Source organism: Pseudomonas sp. BSw22131 (assembly GCF_026810445.1).
Lineage (GTDB): Bacteria > Pseudomonadota > Gammaproteobacteria > Pseudomonadales > Pseudomonadaceae > Aquipseudomonas > Aquipseudomonas huanghezhanensis.
In genome coordinates this window covers 3,650,772-3,672,867 of record NZ_CP113949.1, presented here as the reverse complement: position 1 = coordinate 3,672,867, position 22,096 = coordinate 3,650,772, and the positions used below count along the sequence as shown (strand labels likewise).

16 protein-coding genes, 2 tRNA genes, 3 rRNA genes and 2 pseudogenes are annotated in these 22,096 nt (G+C 55.5%); 14 read left to right on the top strand and 9 right to left on the bottom strand.

The features are described from left to right. Window position 1 precedes the first annotated feature (1 nt). Genes OYW20_RS16490 through OYW20_RS16480 form a run of 3 tightly spaced genes read right to left on the bottom strand, consistent with a single transcriptional unit; the run spans window position 2 to window position 3,506 of the window. A complete protein-coding gene (locus OYW20_RS16490) occupies window positions 2–1,534 on the bottom strand; it encodes a lipopolysaccharide biosynthesis protein (protein ID WP_268797012.1) in 1,533 nt (510 codons plus the stop codon). 5 nt (window positions 1,535–1,539) lie between these two features. Next, window positions 1,540–2,661 carry a DegT/DnrJ/EryC1/StrS family aminotransferase gene (locus OYW20_RS16485; RefSeq protein ID WP_268797011.1) on the bottom strand — a complete coding sequence of 374 codons (1,122 nt, stop codon included), beginning with the start codon at window positions 2,659–2,661 and terminating at the stop codon, window positions 1,540–1,542. Window positions 2,662–2,720: 59 nt separating this feature from the next. Then, the gene (locus tag OYW20_RS16480) at window positions 2,721–3,506 is read right to left on the bottom strand and encodes a hypothetical protein (protein WP_268797010.1); all 786 of its coding nucleotides are present in this window, start codon (window positions 3,504–3,506) and stop codon (window positions 2,721–2,723) included. A 938-nt stretch (window positions 3,507–4,444) separates the two neighbouring features. Between OYW20_RS16480 and OYW20_RS16475 the strand changes: the two genes are divergently transcribed. Then, complete coding sequence (locus OYW20_RS16475) at window positions 4,445–6,253, top strand: aminopeptidase P family protein (protein ID WP_268797009.1); 1,809 nt, start codon at window positions 4,445–4,447, stop codon at window positions 6,251–6,253. An 82-nt stretch (window positions 6,254–6,335) separates the two neighbouring features. Here the strand turns inward: OYW20_RS16475 and OYW20_RS16470 are convergent, their stop codons facing one another. Next, window positions 6,336–6,629, bottom strand: coding sequence for a hypothetical protein (locus OYW20_RS16470; protein WP_268797008.1), 294 nt, complete (start codon window positions 6,627–6,629; stop codon window positions 6,336–6,338). A 937-nt stretch (window positions 6,630–7,566) separates the two neighbouring features. Here OYW20_RS16470 and OYW20_RS16465 point away from each other — a divergent pair. The 6 genes from OYW20_RS16465 (at window position 7,567) to OYW20_RS16440 (ending at window position 13,472) form a co-directional block, all read left to right on the top strand. Beyond that, window positions 7,567–9,103 (top strand): 16S ribosomal RNA (locus tag OYW20_RS16465). Between the two features lie 80 nt (window positions 9,104–9,183). Continuing rightward, a tRNA-Ile gene (locus tag OYW20_RS16460) sits at window positions 9,184–9,260 on the top strand. Window positions 9,261–9,290: 30 nt separating this feature from the next. Beyond that, window positions 9,291–9,366, top strand: a tRNA-Ala gene (locus OYW20_RS16455). A 232-nt stretch (window positions 9,367–9,598) separates the two neighbouring features. Next, a 23S ribosomal RNA gene (locus tag OYW20_RS16450) occupies window positions 9,599–12,486 on the top strand. 165 nt (window positions 12,487–12,651) lie between these two features. Next, window positions 12,652–12,767 (top strand): 5S ribosomal RNA (gene rrf / locus OYW20_RS16445). The 16S, 23S and 5S rRNA genes sit together here with 2 tRNA genes alongside, the layout of an rRNA operon. Window positions 12,768–12,989: 222 nt before the next feature. Continuing rightward, entirely contained in the window at window positions 12,990–13,472 is a 483-nt protein-coding gene (locus OYW20_RS16440; protein WP_268797007.1) for a GNAT family N-acetyltransferase, read from the top strand. 38 nt (window positions 13,473–13,510) lie between these two features. Here OYW20_RS16440 and OYW20_RS16435 read toward each other — a convergent pair whose 3' ends face one another. The 5 genes and pseudogenes from OYW20_RS16435 to OYW20_RS16415 all read right to left on the bottom strand — a co-directional run bounded on the left by OYW20_RS16435 (window position 13,511) and on the right by OYW20_RS16415 (window position 16,085). Next, window positions 13,511–13,645: a transposase domain-containing protein gene (locus OYW20_RS16435; RefSeq protein ID WP_268797006.1), complete on the bottom strand. Its 135-nt coding sequence runs from the start codon at window positions 13,643–13,645 to the stop codon at window positions 13,511–13,513. Further along, a pseudogene (locus OYW20_RS16430) lies at window positions 13,644–13,961 on the bottom strand (IS66 family transposase); the annotation flags it as partial. The gene OYW20_RS16435 and the pseudogene OYW20_RS16430, both read right to left, overlap by 2 nt. Window positions 13,962–14,031: 70 nt before the next feature. Further along, a complete protein-coding gene (locus tag OYW20_RS26355; protein ID WP_408005523.1) occupies window positions 14,032–14,259 on the bottom strand; it encodes a hypothetical protein in 228 nt (75 codons plus the stop codon). Between the two features lie 282 nt (window positions 14,260–14,541). Then, window positions 14,542–14,898, bottom strand: a complete 357-nt coding sequence (gene queD / locus OYW20_RS16420) for a 6-carboxytetrahydropterin synthase QueD (RefSeq protein WP_268797005.1) — start codon at window positions 14,896–14,898, stop codon at window positions 14,542–14,544. Between the two features lie 104 nt (window positions 14,899–15,002). Beyond that, window positions 15,003–16,085, bottom strand: coding sequence for a patatin-like phospholipase family protein (locus OYW20_RS16415; RefSeq protein WP_268797004.1), 1,083 nt, complete (start codon window positions 16,083–16,085; stop codon window positions 15,003–15,005). Between the two features lie 169 nt (window positions 16,086–16,254). Between OYW20_RS16415 and OYW20_RS16410 the strand changes: the two genes are divergently transcribed. The 7 genes and pseudogenes from OYW20_RS16410 (at window position 16,255) to OYW20_RS16385 (ending at window position 21,913) form a co-directional block, all read left to right on the top strand. Beyond that, a complete protein-coding gene (locus OYW20_RS16410; RefSeq protein WP_268797003.1) occupies window positions 16,255–16,563 on the top strand; it encodes a PepSY domain-containing protein in 309 nt (102 codons plus the stop codon). Further along, window positions 16,563–16,877, top strand: a complete 315-nt coding sequence (locus OYW20_RS16405; RefSeq protein WP_268797002.1) for a PepSY domain-containing protein — start codon at window positions 16,563–16,565, stop codon at window positions 16,875–16,877. The genes OYW20_RS16410 and OYW20_RS16405 overlap by 1 nt, the downstream gene beginning before the upstream one ends. Next, window positions 16,877–17,545, top strand: coding sequence for a response regulator transcription factor (locus OYW20_RS16400; protein ID WP_268797001.1), 669 nt, complete (start codon window positions 16,877–16,879; stop codon window positions 17,543–17,545). The genes OYW20_RS16405 and OYW20_RS16400 overlap by 1 nt, the downstream gene beginning before the upstream one ends. After that, a complete protein-coding gene (locus OYW20_RS16395; RefSeq protein ID WP_268797000.1) occupies window positions 17,542–18,870 on the top strand; it encodes a sensor histidine kinase in 1,329 nt (442 codons plus the stop codon). Before OYW20_RS16400 ends, OYW20_RS16395 begins: the two co-directional genes overlap by 4 nt. A 122-nt stretch (window positions 18,871–18,992) precedes the next feature. Next, window positions 18,993–19,766 (top strand): annotated as a pseudogene (locus OYW20_RS26350) (cache domain-containing protein); the annotation flags it as partial. A gap of 84 nt (window positions 19,767–19,850) precedes the next feature. Continuing rightward, a complete protein-coding gene (locus OYW20_RS26345) occupies window positions 19,851–20,672 on the top strand; it encodes a methyl-accepting chemotaxis protein (RefSeq protein WP_408005522.1) in 822 nt (273 codons plus the stop codon). A gap of 176 nt (window positions 20,673–20,848) precedes the next feature. Further along, complete coding sequence (locus OYW20_RS16385) at window positions 20,849–21,913, top strand: AI-2E family transporter (RefSeq protein WP_268796998.1); 1,065 nt, start codon at window positions 20,849–20,851, stop codon at window positions 21,911–21,913. Window positions 21,914–22,096: the final 183 nt, after the last annotated feature.

Sequence of the window (22,096 nt, the reverse complement as noted above, 5' to 3'; positions counted from 1 at the left end):
CTCATGTACTCAATTTGCTGAACAGGACTGAAATTTTTGTCACCAGCGGCTTATAGCTCGCTGCTACCACGATCAAGGTAATCAGGCCGGTGATCGCAAGGCCCATGAAGGTCGTCAAGCGGTCTTGACCGGCGACCAGTCGAAAAACCGGCTCGCTGATGACAAGGCCTACGGCGGTCATCACGCTGATGCGAATGACGTCTCGCAACCATTGGCCATTAATCTCCGGCGCCAGCTTCTGGTGAATGAAGGCAGGCCAGATAGCGAACGAAATCAGGCGCAAGACAAACCAGGCGATGGCGGCCCCGAGCGCGGCGTAGTAATGAATCGCCACAAACATCACCGGTACGGTAATCAGCGCTGAAATCACGCTGTATCTCATGTGCAGGCGCATCTGGCCATAAGCGTATTGCAGGTAAAACTGGAACGCGCTGGCGGCCATTATGGCGCTGCCCAGTGCGTACCACGGCAGGATCGAGCGGCACCACTGCGCAGCGGCCAGGTCGCCTGACCATGCGTAGACCAGTGAATCGGCGTGCAGTGCGATCAGCGCCGCCAGCGGGAACAGGAACGTGCAGATAAAGCGGTGCGCTGCCAGAAACAAAGCGTGCATCTCGTCCCGGCGGCCCTCGGCCATCAACACGGTCAGGCGTGGCAGCAGGGTCTGCGCGACCGGGTTGCTCAACATCATGATGCCGGTGGTGATCAGCGCCACCAGCGAAAAATAACCGTACTCGTGCAGCGGTAGCAGTTCCGACAGCAGCACTTTGTCGATCTGAGTCAGCAGAATCCACAGGATCGCGGCGCCTGACATATTCGCGGCGAAGGGCAGAATCGGTTTGACCAGCGCCCAGTCAAAGCCCGTATGCCAGGTAGGTGTCGGCATTTGCTGGTAAGCACGTGCGGCGAAGATCAAGGCTTCGATCAGGCCGACCAGCGCCTGGAAAACAAAAAAATCGATCGGGTCTTGCGAGTAGGTGCTCACCAGCAGTAACCCGCCGAAGTAGCGCAGGGTGGCGATGATCACGTTGGCCGCATTCAGCCACGCGTGTTGTTCCAGACCCTGAATGCCGCTTTTATAGAGGGTCGAATACAGGCGCAGCGCAATGATCACGCCCATCAGGGAGATGCAGTCGATCAGCGTCTGTGGGCTCATTTGTCTGGCGTTGAGCCAGTGAACGGCGATCCAGTCGCTGCCCAGGTACACCGCAATGCAGCACAGCGAGGCCAGCGGTAGAAAGATCACTTCAAACGAGCGCAGCAACCGGCCCGTACTGCGCTCCTGCGCTGGCGTGCCCTGTTGATGCGCCACTGCGCGCACCAGACTGGGGGACAGGCCCGCATCCAGCAGTTGCAGCCAAGCCTGGATCACGGCGAAGAATCCGATCAGCCCGTAGGCCTCGGCACCCAGATGGCCGAGGTAAAACGGCATGATCAGGATACCCACCAGTAACGCGTACGCCTGGCCTGCATAGCTCAGTGCAGTGTTGCGCACGACTGAACGTCTGGCGTCCCGGGTAGATCGGATCTGCATGACAGTCAGATGACCTGAGCGAGTGTGGGCACCTGGTAGTGCGCTTGGCCCAGGCTGCATTCGGCGATGATCGTGTTGATCACGCGGTCCTGATCTTCGCGTTTCAGGCCTGGGTAGATCGGCAGGCACAGCACGCGTTCGCTGAGTGCGCGCGAAGCGGTCTGTGCGGCCTGTGGCTGCAGGTATTCAAGGGTATCGAGCGAGGGATAAAAGTAGCGGCGGGGGTTGATGCCGTTGGTGTTCAGCGCCGCACGCACACGCAATAACTGCTGCTCATCAGCCAGCCCGATCGGGAAATAGCTGTTATTGAGTTCGCTGTCGGCTTCAGCGCGTTGCAGGTCAACGTAGTCGCTGAGCCGGCTGACGTAGTACGCGGACATTTCAGCGCGCTCCTGGAGGATATTCTGGATGTCGTCCAGAATGCACAGACCCATCGCGGCCGAGAACTCGTTGAGTTTGGCGTTGATGCCAAGCCCTTCGATCTTGTCCACACCCGTGATGCCGAAGTTGCAAAGCAAGTGGGCACGGCGTGCTGTTTCATCGTCGTTGGTGATGATCGCACCGCCCTCAATGGTGTGAAACAGCTTGGTGGCGTGGAAACTCAAGGTGCTGATGTCTCCCCAGTTCAGCACTGATTTGCCAGCGTGGCGCACCGCGAATGCATGGGCGCCGTCGTACACCACTTTCAGGTTGTGTTTGTGGGCAATGGCTTCAATGCGCTCAACCGCGCAAGGGTTGCCGAACACGTGAGTGCCGACGATGGCGGTGGTGTCGGAGACGATCCGGCTTTCTATATGGTCGGGGGAGATGTTCCAGGTGTCTGCGTCGATGTCGGCGAAGATCGGGCGGATGCCTTCCCACTGCAACGAGCTGCTGGTGGCCACAAAGCTGAAGGGCGTGGTCACGGCGCTGCCGCTCAGCCCCAGTGCGCGATACGCAACTTGTAGGGCGAGGGTTCCGTTGTTGGTGAGAATGACGTGCTTGACGCCCAGGTATTCGCGCAGCCGCGCTTCAAGCTCGAGCACCAGCGGACCGTGATTGGTCAGCCAGCCACGTGAATAGATGCCTTCCACATAGCCCTTGAACTTGTCGATATCGCCTAGATAGGTCTTGGTTACGTTAATCATCGAAGCCTCCATGTCGGACGAAGTGCGTAAGTCAGGTAGAGCGGCAAGTTTTGCTCAGGCTAGCCTTGGGTTGAAGCGGGTGGCTGACTGCCGGTCTTGTTGCTGATGCGTCGAGCGCGGCCCTGGTTGAACTTGAGGATCCAGCGCGTGGCCAGGCTGCCTGTGTGGGGATCGCCAAAATGAAACAACGCTGTGGCGCGCTTCACTTCAGGGCTGCACGCCTGATTGGCATGGAGGGTGCGATAACCCCAGAAAAAGTAGATGTTGCCGGGCTCCAGTTTCAGCACGTAAGGCTTGAGCCAGCCCTGATGCATGCCCTTGCAGATCAACCAGCGGGTGAAGCGGTTTTGCAACAGGGCCTTTTCAAGCACATTGAACAGCACCCAGCCGCGCACCCGGCGCAGGTTGGGAAACAGCATCAGGTCACCGCGCTCCGCGCCTTCAGTCGGGATAAACACGGGGATGAGCGCGGTCACCAGGCTGGCGTCGTAATGGAAGCAGTTGGATTCGCGTCGTCCGTGCACGCCTTGTACGCAGCGCAGCACCGGGAAGATCCGTTCGCTCGCAGCCTCGCGACTGGCGGCACGGCGATAGAGGCCCGCCAGCAAATGCTTGAGTTTTGGGTCGGCCCAGAACCCGGCAAGCACGCTGCCAGCGAGCTTTTGTTCACCGTGGTACGCGAAGTATTCACCATGATGTTGTCGCGCCTGGGCATCGGTCCAGTCGCGCAATTGTGCCAGCTCGTCATTGCTGACGGCGCCGGTCAGCTTTGCAAAGCCGTTGGCGTCAATTTCGTCAGCCAAGCGCTGAGCGTGCTGCTCATCCATGTCGAAAAGTAGTGGCATTGCATCGGTCTCTCGGGGGTAACTGGACACACGCTGGGAAGGTAATCAATGCGTGCAGTGGCGTCGGCGTCTCGCAAAGGCGTTAAGGCACGCTACCGCCCGAATCTGCAGACCCAGGGGGGCAGAGACAGCTTGTGCCAGGCGCTTGATTCATCCAGACGCTTGACTCATCGGGGGAGTGACTGCGAAACGATTCTTCAGGCAAAGCTACCGCCACGCCGAGCAAACTCAGTCAATATAGGAATTTCTTTTTCCAACACGTTTCCACCGGTGATCGGTGCGTGCCGTAGTAACTAACTTCGTGGGCAGAGCGAAAAGGTAATAACAGAATGAGGTCCGCACACTGCTCTAAGGCACTGCTGTTTTTCTGGAAAACATCTGACAGGTGTATATATCGGCGGCGGCGCTGATCCTGTCAAATTATTTCGCCAAGATTCTGTAATATTTTTAATAAGGCAGGAATTATTGAGATTAAGTCGTTGATTTAATAGGGCGTCAAAAAAACGACTTGGCCTCAGGTTCGGCGTTATGGCGTTATGGCGTTTTCAGGCGGTGTCGGGAGGCTAGCGGCAGGACGGTGGATAGACATTTTTCTAACGCCAGAAGATGGGCGTTTCTGGTCAGTAGCGGTTTTATGGCGCTCGTTAATTGAACTTGCGCAGAGGGTTTAATAATCAGATTCATGAATTATCGCGAAGCATTAGCAATAACGGGCGCGTGCGAAATTGTACCCGCCAGGTTGAAACAGCTAGTTGGTGCAGCGGCTGTTTATAGAGCGTACTTAAATGGATGTGTTTCGATAATATCCCGCCGAAAAGTAAAACTCTGGGCTGCGGGGCTTTTATAAGCGTGCTTCATTGCGCGCTGCACGGTTGCTCAGCCCACGGCGCTGCTCCATTATCCGATCCGGGCTACGCAAATTTGGGGCGGGAGAATCAATGAATATGCAGTCGAAAACCAATGGAGCGGTTGCCGAACGCCTGACGCGGGCGCGGGCCTTGATGAGTCGCGAGGGCATTGATGCCTGGCTTGTGCCATCGGCCGATCCTCATTTGTCGGAGTACCTGCCGGGCTACTGGCAGGGCCGTCAATGGTTGTCGGGTTTTCAAGGGTCGGTGGGCACGCTGATCGTGACCCAGGCCTTCGCAGGTTTGTGGGTCGACAGCCGATACTGGGAACAAGCCACCAAAGAGCTGGCGGGCAGTGGCATCGAACTGGTCAAGTTGCAGCCGGGGCAGTCCGGCCCTCTTGAATGGCTCGCTGAGCAGGCCAAACAGGACTCGGTCATCGCAGTCGATGGTGCGGTGATGGCGGTAGCGGCCTCTCGTACGCTGGCGAGCAATCTATATGCACGTGGCGCACGTCTGCGTACGGACCTCGATCCCCTGATCGAAATCTGGCGCGACCGACCGGCATTACCTGCGCAAGCGGTTTATGAGCATAAAGCGCCTCAGGCCACGGTATTGCGCCCCGAGAAGCTTCAGCGGTTGCGTAGCGCGATGAGCGAACGAGGCGCTGACTGGCATTTCATTGCGACCCTGGACGATATCGCGTGGCTATTTAACGTGCGTGGCGCTGACGTTTCCTACAACCCGGTGTTCCTGTCGTTCGCGCTGCTCGGACCTGACAGCGTCAGCCTGTTCGTCGCGTCCGACAAAGTTGACTCCGCGCTGCGTCAGACGCTCGCAAGTGAAGGCATCACGTTGCGTGAGTACACCCAGATTGGCGCAGCATTGCGTGAAGTGCCGGTGCAGGCACGCTTGCTGGTGGACCCGGCTCGGGTGACCTGTGGGCTTCTCGATTACCTCGATAGTGAAGTGACGCTGGTTGAGGGGTTGAACCCGACGACGCTCTTCAAATCACAAAAAACCGAGGCGGACGCCCAGCATATTCGTCAGGCGATGGAGCAGGACGGTGCGGCGCTCTGCGAGTTCTTCGCGTGGCTCGACACTGCGCTGGGTCATGAGCCTGTGAGTGAGTTGACGATTGATGAAAAACTCAGCGCCGCTCGCCAACGCCGTCCGGGGTACATCTCCCCCAGTTTTGCTACGATTGCAGGCTTCAACGGCAATGGCGCCATGCCGCACTACCGCGCTACAGAGGCAGAGCACGCGCAGATCGAAGGCGACGGTCTGTTACTGATCGATTCGGGCGGACAGTACCTGGGTGGTACCACCGATATCACGCGTATGGTGCCGATCGGTCAGCCCACCGCTGAGCAAAAGCGCGATTGCACACGCGTGCTCAAAGGTGTGATTGCCCTGTCCAAAGCCCAGTTTCCGCGTGGAATTCTCTCGCCATTGCTTGATGCTATCGCCCGCGCACCGATGTGGGCCGATGGCGTCAACTATGGTCATGGCACCGGTCACGGCGTCGGCTACTTTTTGAATGTGCATGAAGGCCCGCAGGTTATCGCCTACCAGGCGCCGGCGACCCCTCAAACAGCGATGCTGCCAGGGATGATCACCTCGATAGAGCCGGGAACTTACCGTCCGGGGCAGTGGGGCGTGCGAATCGAGAATCTGGTGATCAACCGCGAAGCTGGCAAAACCGAGTTTGGCGAGTTTCTGTCATTTGAAACGTTGACGCTGTGCCCCATAGACACGCGATGCCTTGAGGTCGGTCTGCTCACGCAGGAGGAGCGGATCTGGCTAAACGGCTATCACCATGAGGTGCGTACGCGCTTGAGTCCGCTGCTTGGAGGGACTGAGCTGGCGTGGCTCGAGGAGCGGACCGAAGAGGTCTAGCTACTGATGTGGCGCGGTCTGATGGCCGCGCCCTTGGCATCGTCGGTGTACCGATGATCGTAAGCTAAGCATCTGCGCTCGATCAGGGCGAGACCGGCTTTTTGCAGATGATGATCATGCTGCGGCTGGTATAACCGGCAGGATTGAGGCCAAAAGGGTAGTCGCCCGGGTCTTCGGATGCATCGCCAGACTTAGCGATGACCCTGTAGTTTTTCGACTCGCACGAGTCAGTTGCCAGTTCGTAGCAGCGATCCCAGGAGGAGGAGAGCCCGGAGCAGTTGATATGGATGCCGCGCTTGCCCTGCTTTATCGGTTTGGAAGTCGCTGCACATCCTGCGATGGATGCTATGGCTAGCATTATTATGATGTATTTCATTCTGTCCCTTACCTGACCCGAAGCACGGGCCAGCATCTAGCTTGAATTCGCTTACCTTGCCTAAGCCAACAATGCTGCCCATCGCGATTTTGCCAGCGTGGAAGTCGCAGTGGGCGTAAACATGGCCTAACAGCGTTACAAATGCTAGTGACATCGTGTAACGGGTTCGATTTCGCTTTTATTCCGATCAAGGCGTGGAAGGCGCATCGCAACGGCAGTCGGCCGATGAACTCCACTGCAACATCTATCGCCAGTGGGGTCCTGCTGATAGCTATATATAGAAGATACATGGTGAGACTTGCCAGTCCAAGGTGCACAGCACTTGCAACCTCAACGTCGATAAGGGCAGCGGGGCCCTGGCCAGGGGAAGCATTAACCCTCGTGTTGACGTTTTACTAGGCTGATGACTCAAATATGTGAACTTCTTGAATTAGGGGTTGACGGCCCTCAGGATCTGTCTATAATTCGCCCCACTTCCGGCGCGGACGAAACGGAAAACTCTTTGTTAATCAATGAGTTGGACGAAGTAAACGGTGAGGAAGTGCTTCGATTGAGTGGTTCGAATCGAAGGTGCAGAAAGGGGGTTGACAGCAGATTGTAACGCTGTAGAATTCGCCTCCCGCTGACGAGAGACGCTAAGTCGCTCACGGCGCAAGTGGTTGAAGTTGTTAAAGATTTCCAAGCGAAACTTTGAAAGCTTCTGAAAATAACCGCTTGACAGATACACGGGGCGCTGTAGAATGCGCGCCTCGGTTGAGACGAAAGATCTTAACCAACCGCTCTTTAACAACTGAATCAAGCAATTCGTGTGGGTGCTTGTGCTGTAAGACTGATGTCAACTGATTATCAGCATCGCAAGTTACTCCGCGAGAAATCATGGTTTAACCAACGATTGCTGAGCCAAGTTTAGGGTTTTCTCAAAACCCATGAAGTAATTGAACTGAAGAGTTTGATCATGGCTCAGATTGAACGCTGGCGGCAGGCCTAACACATGCAAGTCGAGCGGCAGCACGGGTACTTGTACCTGGTGGCGAGCGGCGGACGGGTGAGTAATGCCTAGGAATCTGCCTGGTAGTGGGGGATAACGTTCGGAAACGGACGCTAATACCGCATACGTCCTACGGGAGAAAGTGGGGGATCTTCGGACCTCACGCTATCAGATGAGCCTAGGTCGGATTAGCTAGTTGGTGAGGTAATGGCTCACCAAGGCGACGATCCGTAACTGGTCTGAGAGGATGATCAGTCACACTGGAACTGAGACACGGTCCAGACTCCTACGGGAGGCAGCAGTGGGGAATATTGGACAATGGGCGAAAGCCTGATCCAGCCATGCCGCGTGTGTGAAGAAGGTCTTCGGATTGTAAAGCACTTTAAGTTGGGAGGAAGGGCATTAACCTAATACGTTGGTGTCTTGACGTTACCGACAGAATAAGCACCGGCTAACTCTGTGCCAGCAGCCGCGGTAATACAGAGGGTGCAAGCGTTAATCGGAATTACTGGGCGTAAAGCGCGCGTAGGTGGTTCGTTAAGTTGGATGTGAAATCCCCGGGCTCAACCTGGGAACTGCATTCAAAACTGTCGAGCTAGAGTATGGTAGAGGGTGGTGGAATTTCCTGTGTAGCGGTGAAATGCGTAGATATAGGAAGGAACACCAGTGGCGAAGGCGACCACCTGGACTGATACTGACACTGAGGTGCGAAAGCGTGGGGAGCAAACAGGATTAGATACCCTGGTAGTCCACGCCGTAAACGATGTCAACTAGCCGTTGGGAGCCTTGAGCTCTTAGTGGCGCAGCTAACGCATTAAGTTGACCGCCTGGGGTACGGCCGCAAGGTTAAAACTCAAATGAATTGACGGGGGCCCGCACAAGCGGTGGAGCATGTGGTTTAATTCGAAGCAACGCGAAGAACCTTACCAGGCCTTGACATCCAGTGAATCTGCCAGAGATGGCGGAGTGCCTTCGGGAACACTGAGACAGGTGCTGCATGGCTGTCGTCAGCTCGTGTCGTGAGATGTTGGGTTAAGTCCCGTAACGAGCGCAACCCTTGTCCTTAGTTACCAGCACGTTAAGGTGGGCACTCTAAGGAGACTGCCGGTGACAAACCGGAGGAAGGTGGGGATGACGTCAAGTCATCATGGCCCTTACGGCCTGGGCTACACACGTGCTACAATGGTCGGTACAAAGGGTTGCCAAGCCGCGAGGTGGAGCTAATCCCATAAAACCGATCGTAGTCCGGATCGCAGTCTGCAACTCGACTGCGTGAAGTCGGAATCGCTAGTAATCGTGAATCAGAATGTCACGGTGAATACGTTCCCGGGCCTTGTACACACCGCCCGTCACACCATGGGAGTGGGTTGCACCAGAAGTAGCTAGTCTAACCTTCGGGGGGACGGTTACCACGGTGTGATTCATGACTGGGGTGAAGTCGTAACAAGGTAGCCGTAGGGGAACCTGCGGCTGGATCACCTCCTTAATCGAAGACTCAGCTTCTTCACAAGTTCCCACACGAATTGCTTGATTCATTGAAGAAGACGATAGAAACAGCCCGAAATTGGGTCTGTAGCTCAGTTGGTTAGAGCGCACCCCTGATAAGGGTGAGGTCGGCAGTTCGAATCTGCCCAGACCCACCAATTTTGTGTGGGAAACGCCTGTAGAAATACGGGGCCATAGCTCAGCTGGGAGAGCGCCTGCCTTGCACGCAGGAGGTCAACGGTTCGATCCCGTTTGGCTCCACCACTTACCGCTGTTTCGTTGTTAGAGTTTAGAAATGAGCATTCCGCTGATGAGGCGGTGAATGTTGATTTCTAGTCTTTGATTAGATCGTTCTTTAAAAATTTGGGTATGTGATAGAAAGATAGACTGGATGGCACTTTCACTGGTGTTCATTCAGGCTAAGGTAAAGTTTGTGAAATGCAAACTTTCGGCGAATGTCGTCTTCACAGTATAACCAGATTGCTTGGGGTTATATGGTCAAGTGAAGAAGCGCATACGGTGGATGCCTTGGCAGTCAGAGGCGATGAAAGACGTGGTAGCCTGCGAAAAGCTTCGGGAGTCGGCAAACAGACTGTGATCCGGAGATGTCTGAATGGGGGAACCCAGCCATCATAAGATGGTTACCTTACACTGAATACATAGGTGTATGGAGCGAACCAGGGGAACTGAAACATCTAAGTACCCTGAGGAAAAGAAATCAACCGAGATTCCCTTAGTAGTGGCGAGCGAACGGGGACCAGCCCTTAAGTTGTATTGAGATTAGCGGAACGCTCTGGAAAGTGCGGCCATAGTGGGTGATAGCCCTGTACGCGAAAATCTCTTTGCAATGAAATCGAGTAGGACGGGGCACGAGAAACCTTGTCTGAACATGGGGGGACCATCCTCCAAGGCTAAATACTACTGACTGACCGATAGTGAACCAGTACCGTGAGGGAAAGGCGAAAAGAACCCGGAGAGGGGAGTGAAATAGATCCTGAAACCGTATGCGTACAAGCAGTGGGAGCCCACTTTGTTGGGTGACTGCGTACCTTTTGTATAATGGGTCAGCGACTTATTTTCAGTGGCGAGCTTAACCGAATAGGGGAGGCGTAGCGAAAGCGAGTCTTAATAGGGCGTCTAGTCGCTGGGAATAGACCCGAAACCGGGCGATCTATCCATGGGCAGGTTGAAGGTTGGGTAACACTAACTGGAGGACCGAACCGACTACCGTTGAAAAGTTAGCGGATGACCTGTGGATCGGAGTGAAAGGCTAATCAAGCTCGGAGATAGCTGGTTCTCCTCGAAAGCTATTTAGGTAGCGCCTCATGTATCACTGTAGGGGGTAGAGCACTGTTTCGGCTAGGGGGTCATCCCGACTTACCAAACCGATGCAAACTCCGAATACCTACAAGTGCCGAGCATGGGAGACACACGGCGGGTGCTAACGTCCGTCGTGAAAAGGGAAACAACCCAGACCGTCAGCTAAGGTCCCAAGTCATGGTTAAGTGGGAAACGATGTGGGAAGGCTTAGACAGCTAGGAGGTTGGCTTAGAAGCAGCCACCCTTTAAAGAAAGCGTAATAGCTCACTAGTCGAGTCGGCCTGCGCGGAAGATGTAACGGGGCTCAAACCATGCACCGAAGCTACGGGTATCATCTTATGATGATGCGGTAGAGGAGCGTTCTGTAAGCCTGTGAAGGTGAGTTGAGAAGCTTGCTGGAGGTATCAGAAGTGCGAATGCTGACATGAGTAACGACAATGGGTGTGAAAACACCCACGCCGAAAGACCAAGGTTTCCTGCGCAACGTTAATCGACGCAGGGTTAGTCGGTCCCTAAGGCGAGGCTGAAAAGCGTAGTCGATGGAAAACAGGTTAATATTCCTGTACTTCTGGTTATTGCGATGGAGGGACGGAGAAGGCTAGGCCAGCCTGGCGTTGGTTGTCCAGGTTTAAGGTGGTAGGCTGGAATCTTAGGTAAATCCGGGATTCTAAGGCCGAGAGCTGATGACGAGTGTCCCTAGGACACGAAGTGGTTGATGCCATGCTTCCAAGAAAAGCTTCTAAGCTTCAGGTAACCAGGAACCGTACCCCAAACCGACACAGGTGGTTGGGTAGAGAATACCAAGGCGCTTGAGAGAACTCGGGTGAAGGAACTAGGCAAAATGGCACCGTAACTTCGGGAGAAGGTGCGCCGGTGAGGGTGAAGGACTTGCTCCGTAAGCTCATGCCGGTCGAAGATACCAGGCCGCTGCGACTGTTTATTAAAAACACAGCACTCTGCAAACACGAAAGTGGACGTATAGGGTGTGACGCCTGCCCGGTGCCGGAAGGTTAATTGATGGGGTTAGCTAACGCGAAGCTCTTGATCGAAGCCCCGGTAAACGGCGGCCGTAACTATAACGGTCCTAAGGTAGCGAAATTCCTTGTCGGGTAAGTTCCGACCTGCACGAATGGCGTAACGATGGCGGCGCTGTCTCCACCCGAGACTCAGTGAAATTGAAATCGCTGTGAAGATGCAGTGTATCCGCGGCTAGACGGAAAGACCCCGTGAACCTTTACTATAGCTTTGCACTGGACTTTGAATTTGCTTGTGTGATAGGTAGGGGAGGCTTTGAAGCGTGGACGCCAGTTCGCGTGGAGCCAACCTTGAAATACCACCCTGGCAACTTTGAGGTTCTAACTCAGGTCCGTTATCCGGATCGAGGACAGTGTATGGTGGGTAGTTTGACTGGGGCGGTCTCCTCCTAAAGAGTAACGGAGGAGTACGAAGGTGCGCTCAGACCGGTCGGAAATCGGTCGTAGAGTATAAAGGCAAAAGCGCGCTTGACTGCGAGACAGACACGTCGAGCAGGTACGAAAGTAGGTCTTAGTGATCCGGTGGTTCTGTATGGAAGGGCCATCGCTCAACGGATAAAAGGTACTCCGGGGATAACAGGCTGATACCGCCCAAGAGTTCATATCGACGGCGGTGTTTGGCACCTCGATGTCGGCTCATCACATCCTGGGGCTGAAGCCGGTCCCAAGGGTATGGCTGTTCGCCATTTAAAGTGGTACGCGAGCTGGGTTTAGAACGTCGTGAGACAGTTCGGTCCCTATCTGCCGTGGACGTTTGAGATTTGAGAGGGGCTGCTCCTAGTACGAGAGGACCGGAGTGGACGAACCTCTGGTGTTCCGGTTGTCACGCCAGTGGCATTGCCGGGTAGCTATGTTCGGAAAAGATAACCGCTGAAAGCATCTAAGCGGGAAACTTGCCTCAAGATGAGATCTCACTGGAACCTTGAGTTCCCTGAAGGGCCGTCGAAGACTACGACGTTGATAGGTTGGGTGTGTAAGCGCTGTGAGGCGTTGAGCTAACCAATACTAATTGCCCGTGAGGCTTGACCATATAACACCCAAGCAATCTAGCGACCCGAGAGGGCACAGATTGCGGTGACTGTGAAGATGACAGACGCTGAAAGTTTGCAGTACACGAACCAAACTACCTGATCACATACCCGATTTGCCGAAGCGAGGCCCTGGCGATAGGTGCAGCGACTTGGTACCCGAATTTCTTGACGACCATAGAGCATTGGAACCACCTGATCCCATCCCGAACTCAGCAGTGAAACGATGCATCGCCGATGGTAGTGTGGGGTTTCCCCATGTGAGAGTAGGTCATCGTCAAGATTAAATTCCGAAACCCCATCTGCTTACGCAGATGGGGTTTTTTTTATGCGCGCGAAAAACTATGCACTTGGCCGGACGCTCAAGAAAGCCCAATCCAAGGTAAGCTTCTGACCAACACATCCCCTAAAGCTGATAGAGCCATCGCCTCCATTGAACCGAGGCAGTAGTTTTGCAGATGGTGTTCTCTGTAATGACTCACCGGCCATGTTTATGGTGCTTGTTATGCCAGCCTACGCTGATCAAAACTCCGCTGTCGTTTTATGCGCAGCTTCCAATAACGACCTGGAAGATCTGGTAGCCATCAGGATTGAGGCCATGCGCGAGAGCCTTGAACGGCTTGGACGATTTAATCCAAATCGTGCACGCGAACGATTTCTTGGTACTTTCGAGGCTACCAGCACACGCCGTATAGAGGTATCAGGTTATCTGGTCGGATTTGTCGTTATCAGAGACCATCAGAACGAGCTTCTGCTTGATCACTTGTATGTCATACCCAGTGCTCAGGGAGCTGGAATAGGCTCTCAAGTTCTTACTCAGATTTTCAGAGAGGCTGATGAGATCGGGCGTCCGATTAAGGTTGGTGCTCTTAAGGAAAGCGCTTCAAATCGTTTTTACACTCGCCATGGATTCGTGTTCGTCGAAAGCGGTGAATTTGATAATTATTATGTCCGGGCTAACGGCAATGCCGTTAATTTGGGCGACTAGGCAGTTCTTGATACGGTGCCTCGTCAGAGGTTGCACCTTTAGATTGGCATCCACCTGTGCGGCAGTAGGTCGGTAATCTCATTCGCCCGCTGCCTCGGCAGGTGCGTGAGAACATCCTTAAAATACGTGTATGGATCATGACCATTCCGCCGCGCAGACTGGATCAAACTCATGATTGCCGCCGCGACTCGGACTGAAGTCATACACCACGGCCTTGAGCGCCGAAAACGGCGTGGTGCAGTAAGCCCAGACATAAGCGCGGTGCGTTTTCTTCTCTCCGGGCTCAAGGATCTACAACGGCGTCTCATCGGCGTGCACAACTTGCTGCGCCAGTACGGCCTTTCGAAAGGCATCGACCAGCGGCAGAAGCTGTATACAGGTCTATCCGACCCATTGGGACAGCGTTGAGCGAGGAATCGCTAAACCGCGGCGCCCGAAGATTTTCTCCTGCCGATACAGCGGCAAGCGGTCAGCGAACTTCGCCGACATCAACTGCGGTTGTAGCCGCGCGCTTGGGTTGCTGGCGTTTCTTTTCTGGAGCGAAAGCTGTTAGGAGGGCCTACAACTCGGCGTCGATGGCCTCAAGATCCGTGTTAAGCACGTCGTCGAGCAAGTTGCCTTGGTTCAACCGCCGTTCAGCCAGCGAGGCACCAATCCCCTGATTAACCAGGACTTTCATTAGGTTAGCCCGCCGATTGGTACAGAGACAACCGCAGTGAGGCTTCGCCGCACCGAATACTGCAATCACTCTGGCCCACGCGGTCTCGGTACCTGCGTGGATACCCATGGTCTCGGTGGCGAGCCAGATGGCATCGATGCGGATCACTTGGCAAGTTCACGGACAAAACGAGCACACTGTCAGGATCTGAGGATGGCCACTTAGCAGTCAGTTTTTGCTGCGCGAAAGGAACCTCGATGTTGACCGGCACTTGCTGATCGGCCGGGTTGTGGACGCAAGTTTCATCGGAACAAAAGCAGGCAAAGATAGCGCCTGATTGTCACGATAAGCAGGCATCCACTTTCGAACGAGTGGCGTTAATGCTGTGACGCAGGGCCACGCCAGCCAACATCAGTCGCCGCGATAAACGCACCCACTCGTGCATGTCTCGTGAATCCTTATCGCCGAAAGCTCAGGCAGCAGTGGCTTTAGCTCATTCCATATCCATTTCACCAGAACTTCGCTGGTTGGGTTTTCAAGCCCCGGAATATCGTTCAGATAGTTATGGTCGAGCCGCTCATATAGCGGCTTGAAAATCGTCTTGATTTCGGAAAAGTCACGGATCCAACCAGTATGAGGATCCGGTTCGCCGGCAAGATAAATGGCGATGCGAAACGAGTGTCCGTGCAAGCGCCCGCACTTGTGCCCCTCGGGTACATGAGGGAGGCGATGAGCAGATTCGAAAGTAAACTCTTTGAATATTTCCACAGTGTTTTTGGCCCTGAAAATTGGCGATCGCCGAGGCGATAAATGCAGACGGCGAGTTTACCAGCATTGGTCTGACCGTAGGGCGATCAGACCTGACCGAACGGTTAGATCAGCGGCAACAAACGGGCGCCAAGGCGGCTTGATTCAGCCAACTCCAGAAACTCATCTCCCAAGCGTTTGCTCTCAGCCATCGCTTTGCGCCAGTAGGCCTGGCGCTCTTTGTCCTTGCCTAGAAAACGCTTGAAATCGCTCCTGTCAGGCAGCTTTCCCAGTGGCAACGTTTCCAGATACTCCCTGGAAGGTGAAAGCAGAATCACATCCTGAAGCCGATCAACATTGCCGCGCCGCCAAGGCAGCGCCTTGTCAAACCATCCCGGAATGATCTTGTCCGTGAAATGCGGATACAGGACGATATCGTCGCCTCGGTAGGGCAGGTCCAGATGGTAATCAAGCAATCCACCATCACGAAATGTGCCTGGTCCTGCACCGGGGATGTCAATCACCCCTTGCATCACCATTGGGATAGAGCCTGAAGCGAGAAGTGCCTGTCGCAGGTTGGATGTAGCCAAAGGCAGGCAGCGAGAAGGGAAGTCTTCAAGCGGGTCGAGCGGTGGGGATAGACGCGCGTCATGCATGATCAAGCGTTCAAAGTGCCGCGACAAGCGCTGACGTCCCACCAGGTTATCCGCGATGACTGACGACAACCCCACGCTAAGGCTGCCCCTATGGTCGCGTGCCAACAGCCCGTAGCTTTTCACGATCAGGATGTTCAAGCGGTAATACGGGGCCTCCAGCACGCTTGCATCGTGCCCTTGCATCAGATTATCAAGCATCCTCACGCAACTGGCGGTCACCTGCGCCATAGTCACGCCCTTGGCGAAGCTTTGCGCATTGTAGAGCTCACCCAGTCGTATGATCCCCTGCACTGGATCGGGCAGGCACGCGCTCGCCAAACGCCAAGATCCAATTGATGCGCCAATCAGCGATCGTTCGCGAGGCGCCCTTAGCAGCCAATCGCCAAACAATGCCAGATCAAGCCCCTGAATGCCCAATGCCTTGGGGCCGCCTGCAGCACCCGGAACGATACCCACGTCGGCGGGTGATAAACCACGCTCGCGCACTCGAACCATGGCACGCTTGCCGGCCCTGATCGTCAGTGCTGATGATTTGATGTGAATGGCGCTCATGAACGCTCCGTTTTCGAACAGTGGCGAATTATAGCGAGTGCAGCCTGTGCGCAAACTCGATTGCGTGACATGAATCTGGTGATGGCATGTAGCCAGAAAATTCAGTTTGAATTAAGTTGGGATGGTTAAGGTGGGTCCCGTAAACACTGAAAACCAACGGAGATACACCATGAAAACCCTGACCGCTTTTTTCACTGCATCCGCTATTGCCCTCTCGGCTGGTGGTGTTCAGGCCAAGGATCTAGGACCGGATGAAGCTCTGAGACTGCGTGATGCGGGTACTATTCAATCCTTCGAAAAACTCAACGCCGCTGCGCTCGCCAAGCATGCCAATGCGACAATCACCGACACCGAGCTGGAAGAGCAATACGGCAAATACGTTTATCAGGTCGAACTGCGTGATGCCAAAGGCGTTGAGTGGGATATCGAAGTGGACGCCGTATCTGGCCAGGTACTCAAGGATCATCAGGACACGTAATGAGGGCAAATAAGCGTCCCTACCAGTATCTCGGGCTGATCGCGCTATCAATTTCAGCGCTGAGTAACGCCCGGGATCTTAATCAGGATGAGGCGCTTGCCCTGCGTCAACGGGGCATTATTCTGCCCCTTGAGCAATTTATCGGGCAGGCATTGGGACGCTATCCCGGATCCAAATTGCTAGAGGCCGAGCTTGAGGAAAAGCATGACGTGCTGATCTATGAGATCGAACTGCTAACGGCCGAAGGCGTGGTCCGCGAACTGAAGTTCGATGCGCGTGACACACGTTTGCTCAATGACAAGGAAGATGACTGATGCGCTTGTTACTGGTGGAAGATCATGTCCCGCTTGCCGACGAGTTGATCAGCGCACTCGGACGCCAGGGTTATGCGGTGGACTGGTTAGCCGATGGGCGGGATGCGGTTTACCAAGGCGCAAGCGAACCCTACGATCTGATCGTACTCGACTTGGGCTTGCCAGGCCTGCCAGGGCTTGAGGTGTTGAAGCAATGGCGCGCCGGAGGGCTGTCGACGCCCGTGCTGGTGCTGACCGCGCGCGGGTCCTGGGCTGAAAGAATCGAAGGTCTTAAAGTTGGCGCCGACGATTACCTCACCAAACCTTTTCATCCCGAAGAGCTCCAGTTGCGCATTCAGGCGTTGCTGCGCCGCGCTCGCGGTCTCGCCAACCACCCCACGCTCCAGGCAGCAGGCTTGCATTTGGACGAAGGTCGCCAAACGGTTAGCCGCGATGGTCTGGCGATCCAATTGACGTCGGCCGAGTTTCGGCTGCTTCGTTACTTCATGCTGCACCCAGAGCAGATCCTCTCGAAAAGCCACCTCTCCGAGCATCTCTATGACGGTGAAAGCGAGCGCGATTCAAATGTGATCGAAGTGCACGTCAATCATTTGCGCCGCAAGCTTGGCAAGACGGTCATCGAAACCCGGCGTGGCCAAGGCTATCTGTTTGGCGGGCAAGTGGCTTGAGATCAATCCAGGCGCGACTCAGTCTCGGCTTGATCAGTGTCTTGCTGATTGTCGGTCTTGTGCTTGCACAGACCAGCCTGTGGTTGTTTGAGCTGGGTCTGCAGCGCTATCTCGAATCCGGTTTGCGAAACGACAGCGAATTGCTTCTTGTGGCGCTGGTGAAAGGACCGAATGGCTTGCAGTTAGATGAGCATCGCCTGTCACCTGGTTATCAGCGCCCGTACTCAGGGCATTATTTTCGTATCGATTTTGAGGACGGCCACTGGCGCTCTCGTTCGTTGTGGGACCTTGAGTTGCCGCAGCCAGACGAGGACGGACTTTATGCCAACCTGAAACTCGAAAAAAGTGCCCAATCCTTGCTGTTGCTGCACAAGGACTACCGCAAGTTCGGCCAGCAGATATCCATCACCGTTGCTCAGGATTACAGCCCGGTGAAAGCCAGCTTTCAGCGCGTTCAGCAAATCGGCCTCGGGCTAGGGCTCGCTGCACTGGTGCTGATCCTGATCCTGCAGCGCGTGACGGTCAGAAGGGCGCTTCGCCCGCTGGACAAAGCCCGAGAGCAATTGCTGCAACTGCAACAGGGCCAGCGTTCCCAGCTCGATACTCAGGTGCCGCTTGAACTTGAGCCGTTGGTGGCGCAGATCAACCACCTGTTGGCCCACACCGAAGACAGCCTCAAGCGCTCGCGCAACGCATTGGGCAACCTCGGACACGCCTTGAAAACGCCTTTGGCGGTATTGATCAGTGTGGCTGAAGGCAGACGTCATGACGTACCTGAGCCCGTGCGACAAACGCTGCGTGAGCAATTACAGCAAATCCAGCACCGTCTGGAGCGTGAGCTCAATCGCGCACGGCTGTCGGGCGACGCTTTGCCGGGCAGCCATTTTGATTGCGATAGCGAGCTGCCTGGCCTGTTTTCGACGCTGCAGATGATTCACGGTGAACACCTTGAATTGCACAACGAGGTAGCCCCAGGGCTGACGCTGCCTTGGGATCGGGAGGACGTCCTGGAGTTGCTCGGCAATTTGCTCGACAACGCCTGTAAATGGGCTGACAGCACCGTCAGCCTGGACATCAGGCATCAAGATCAACGTTACCTGCTGTTGATCAACGACGATGGCCCTGGCATCCCTGAAGTGCGCCGCAATGAGGTGCTGGGTCGTGGGAATCGGCTTGACGAGCAGGTCGACGGACATGGCCTTGGCCTTGGCATCGTTAAAGACATCGTCGCGTCCTGGGGCGGAGATCTGCAATTGGCCGACAGCCCATCGGGTGGTTTGCAAATTCGTATCGAGCTGCCAGACCGTAATATTCCCGACGCCTGATTACTCCCGCCTGCCGTAACCCGCCATCGTCAGTGTCGACCTCAACTTTTGCGCGTGCTCGCCGTTAACCCTACAAGCGCCCCTTGGGCGTTAAGCACACAATAAAAAAGGTCACGGTACTTATGCGTCTGAATCTGAAGGCCAAGTTGTTATCGCTGGCAGTCCTGCCGGTTTTGCTGTTCGCCGTAATCATCAGCGCCAGCACCGTTTATATGCTCCGCGACCAGGCCAAACGTGAAGTCGACGACACGCGTCAACACCTGCTCGCCGAAGCCAAGGAAACACTGCGCAGCTACGTCGCGGTCGCCATAGGCACGATCAAGCCGTTCTATGACGCCTCGGCGCCGGGTGATATGGACGCTCGAGCGCAGGTGATAAAGCTGCTATCACAAGTGTCCTACGCCAAAGACGGCTACTTTTTTGGCTACGACTCCCAAGCGGTCAGGCTGTTCAAAGGCAGCAGCCCCGACGGCATCGGCAAAAGCTTCAAGGACGCCCGCGACCCGAATGGCGTCTACGTCAACATGGGGCTGGTCGATGTGGGGAAAGCGGGCACGCATTACCTCGAATACTCCTCGCCCTTGCCAGGTACTACAGCGCTTGTACCCAAGCTGGGTTACTCCGAATACCTCGCCAAATGGGACATGGTGGTTGGCTCTTCTGTCAATCTGGAAGGAATCGACGCGAAGGTGGCCGAGGTCGAGAAAAACGTGAACGAGCGTGTGCACGACATCCTCATCAGCATCGTTGGCATCACCGCGCTGGTGTTGCTGGTGATAGCAGTGCTGGGCATCTGGACCGCCACCAGCATCCTCCGGCCGCTGCACCTCATGAAGGCCAACCTGGACGATATCGCCGCGGGTGAAGGCGACCTTACCCGGCGCCTGGCCGTCACCAGCAACGATGAGCTGGGCGATCTGGCGGGGTCTTTCAATCGTTTCGTCGACAAGATTCATGGATTGGTCCGGCAGATTGCTGAAATGACCACCCAACTGACCGGCCTGGTAAGTGAAGTTTCTGACCAGGCTCAACGCTCTGAACAGGCAATGGAGCGGCAACGGCACGAAACCGATCAGGTCGCCACGGCCATCAATGAAATGTCCGCTGCCGCGCAGGAAGTCGCCAAGAGCGCTCAAGGCGCCTCTGTTGCCGCGCAGCAGACCGACCAAGAGGGGCAGGCGGCCAAGCGAGTGGTTGATGGCAGCATCCAGCAGATCCACGCGCTGGTGAGCGACATTCGCAATAGTGGTTCCTCGCTGGACAGCCTGCAAAACGACGTCACGTCTATCGTGGGTGTGCTGGGGGTTATCCGCTCCATCGCCGAACAGACCAATCTGCTAGCCCTCAACGCCGCCATTGAAGCAGCGCGCGCAGGTGAGGCCGGTCGAGGTTTTGCGGTAGTCGCCGACGAAGTCCGCGCGCTGGCCAGTCGCACCCAACAGAGCACCCAGGAAATCCAGGGCATGATCACCCGCCTGCAACAAGGAACCCACGGCGCAGTGGAGGCCATGCGTCGTTCCAGCGAAGCTGGCGATGGCACTTCGGCCAAGGCCAACGAAGCCGGGGCGTCGCTGGACACCATCGGCCAGTTGATCGGCACGATTAACGCCATGAACGCGCAGATTGCCAGCGCCGCCGAAGAGCAAACTGCCGTTGCCGAGGAGATCAATCGCAGCGTGCATCAGATTGCGGTTGCGGTGGAAAACGTGGCCGATGAGACCCGCCACAGCGCCAACACGTCGCGGCAACTGGCGGACCTTAACCAGCGTCTCGGCATGCTGGTCGGACAGTTCCGCATCTGATCGTTCAGTTCTTCATCTTTAGAGGGGCATGGTTCACGCCTTGCCCTTTTTTTCGTTTGGCATCAGGTAAGTGATCTCTCCCTTCCTCAGCGCATACGCGGTGGCACTCCTGTTGCGAATGGCGGACTAAGCATCAAGACGCGCGCAAAGTGCGGCTCGATGGACACGGAAGAGAAATGAACGAAACCACGCTTCAATACAAAACACTGATGCTGCTGTTGGTGCTGGTCACCATCGCTTTTATCTGGATCATGCTGCCGTTTTACGGAGCAGTTTTTTGGGCGGTAATCCTCGGGATCATCTTTGCGCCGTTGCAACGCCGTTTATTGGCGAAGTTTGGCTGGAAAAGAAACACCGCTTCGTTGTGCACGCTGCTTATCTGTCTGGTGATTGCGATCCTGCCAGTGATCATCATCAGTGCCTTGATGGTTCAAGAGGGTGCCGCGCTCTACAAAGGTGTCGAAAGCGGGCAGTACGATGTCGCTAAATACCTGGCCGAGTTCAAGGTACTGCTTCCATCGCCGGTGCAGCATTTGATGGACCGCATGGGCATGGGGGACTTTGAAGGCCTGCGCGACAAAGTGGCCAAGGGCGCGTTGCAAGGCAGTCAGTACCTTGCTACTCAGGCTTTCAGCTTTGGGCAGGGGACATTCGATTTTGTGGTCAGCTTCTTCATCATGCTGTACCTGCTGTTCTTCTTTCTGCGAGACGGGCAGGAGCTGGTGCGCAAGATCCGGGTGGCGTTTCCCTTGGCCGAGCCGCAAAAACGTCGGCTGCAACTCAAGTTCAACCGCGTGGTGCGGGCGACCGTGAAGGGCAACGTGGTGGTCGCAATCACTCAGGGTGCATTGGGTGGTTTGATCTTCTGGATTCTGGACATTCCCAGTGCGTTACTGTGGGCAGTGTTGATGGCCTTTCTGTCGCTGTTACCGGCGGTGGGGGCGGGCATCGTCTGGGCTCCGGTGGCCGCGTATTTCCTGCTGAGCGGGATGATCTGGCAAGGCGTAGTGCTGGGTCTGTTCGGCGTGTTCGTGATCGGTCTGGTGGATAACGTCCTGCGTCCGATCCTGGTGGGCAAAGACACGCGGATGCCCGATTACCTGATTCTGATGTCCACATTGGGCGGGATGGCGGTGTTTGGGCTGAACGGATTTGTCATCGGTCCGATGATTGCCGCCTTGTTCATGTCGACCTGGGGTTTGTTTACCAGTGCCAAGAAGCCCCCTCGGTTGCCGGGGTAGCTTTTTGGCTTTGGCTTTGGCGCGTGCCGTACCGAGATTTCCTGAGCGCCACAAAGTGCGACTTTGGCGGGCTGGACACTGAAGCGAAACGGTTTGGTTACTTTGCCAGGACAAAGTAACGGGCCGTAACGGGGGCAAAGGTGAGTCAGCGCCACCTGCGCAAACGGATGTACACCCCCATCC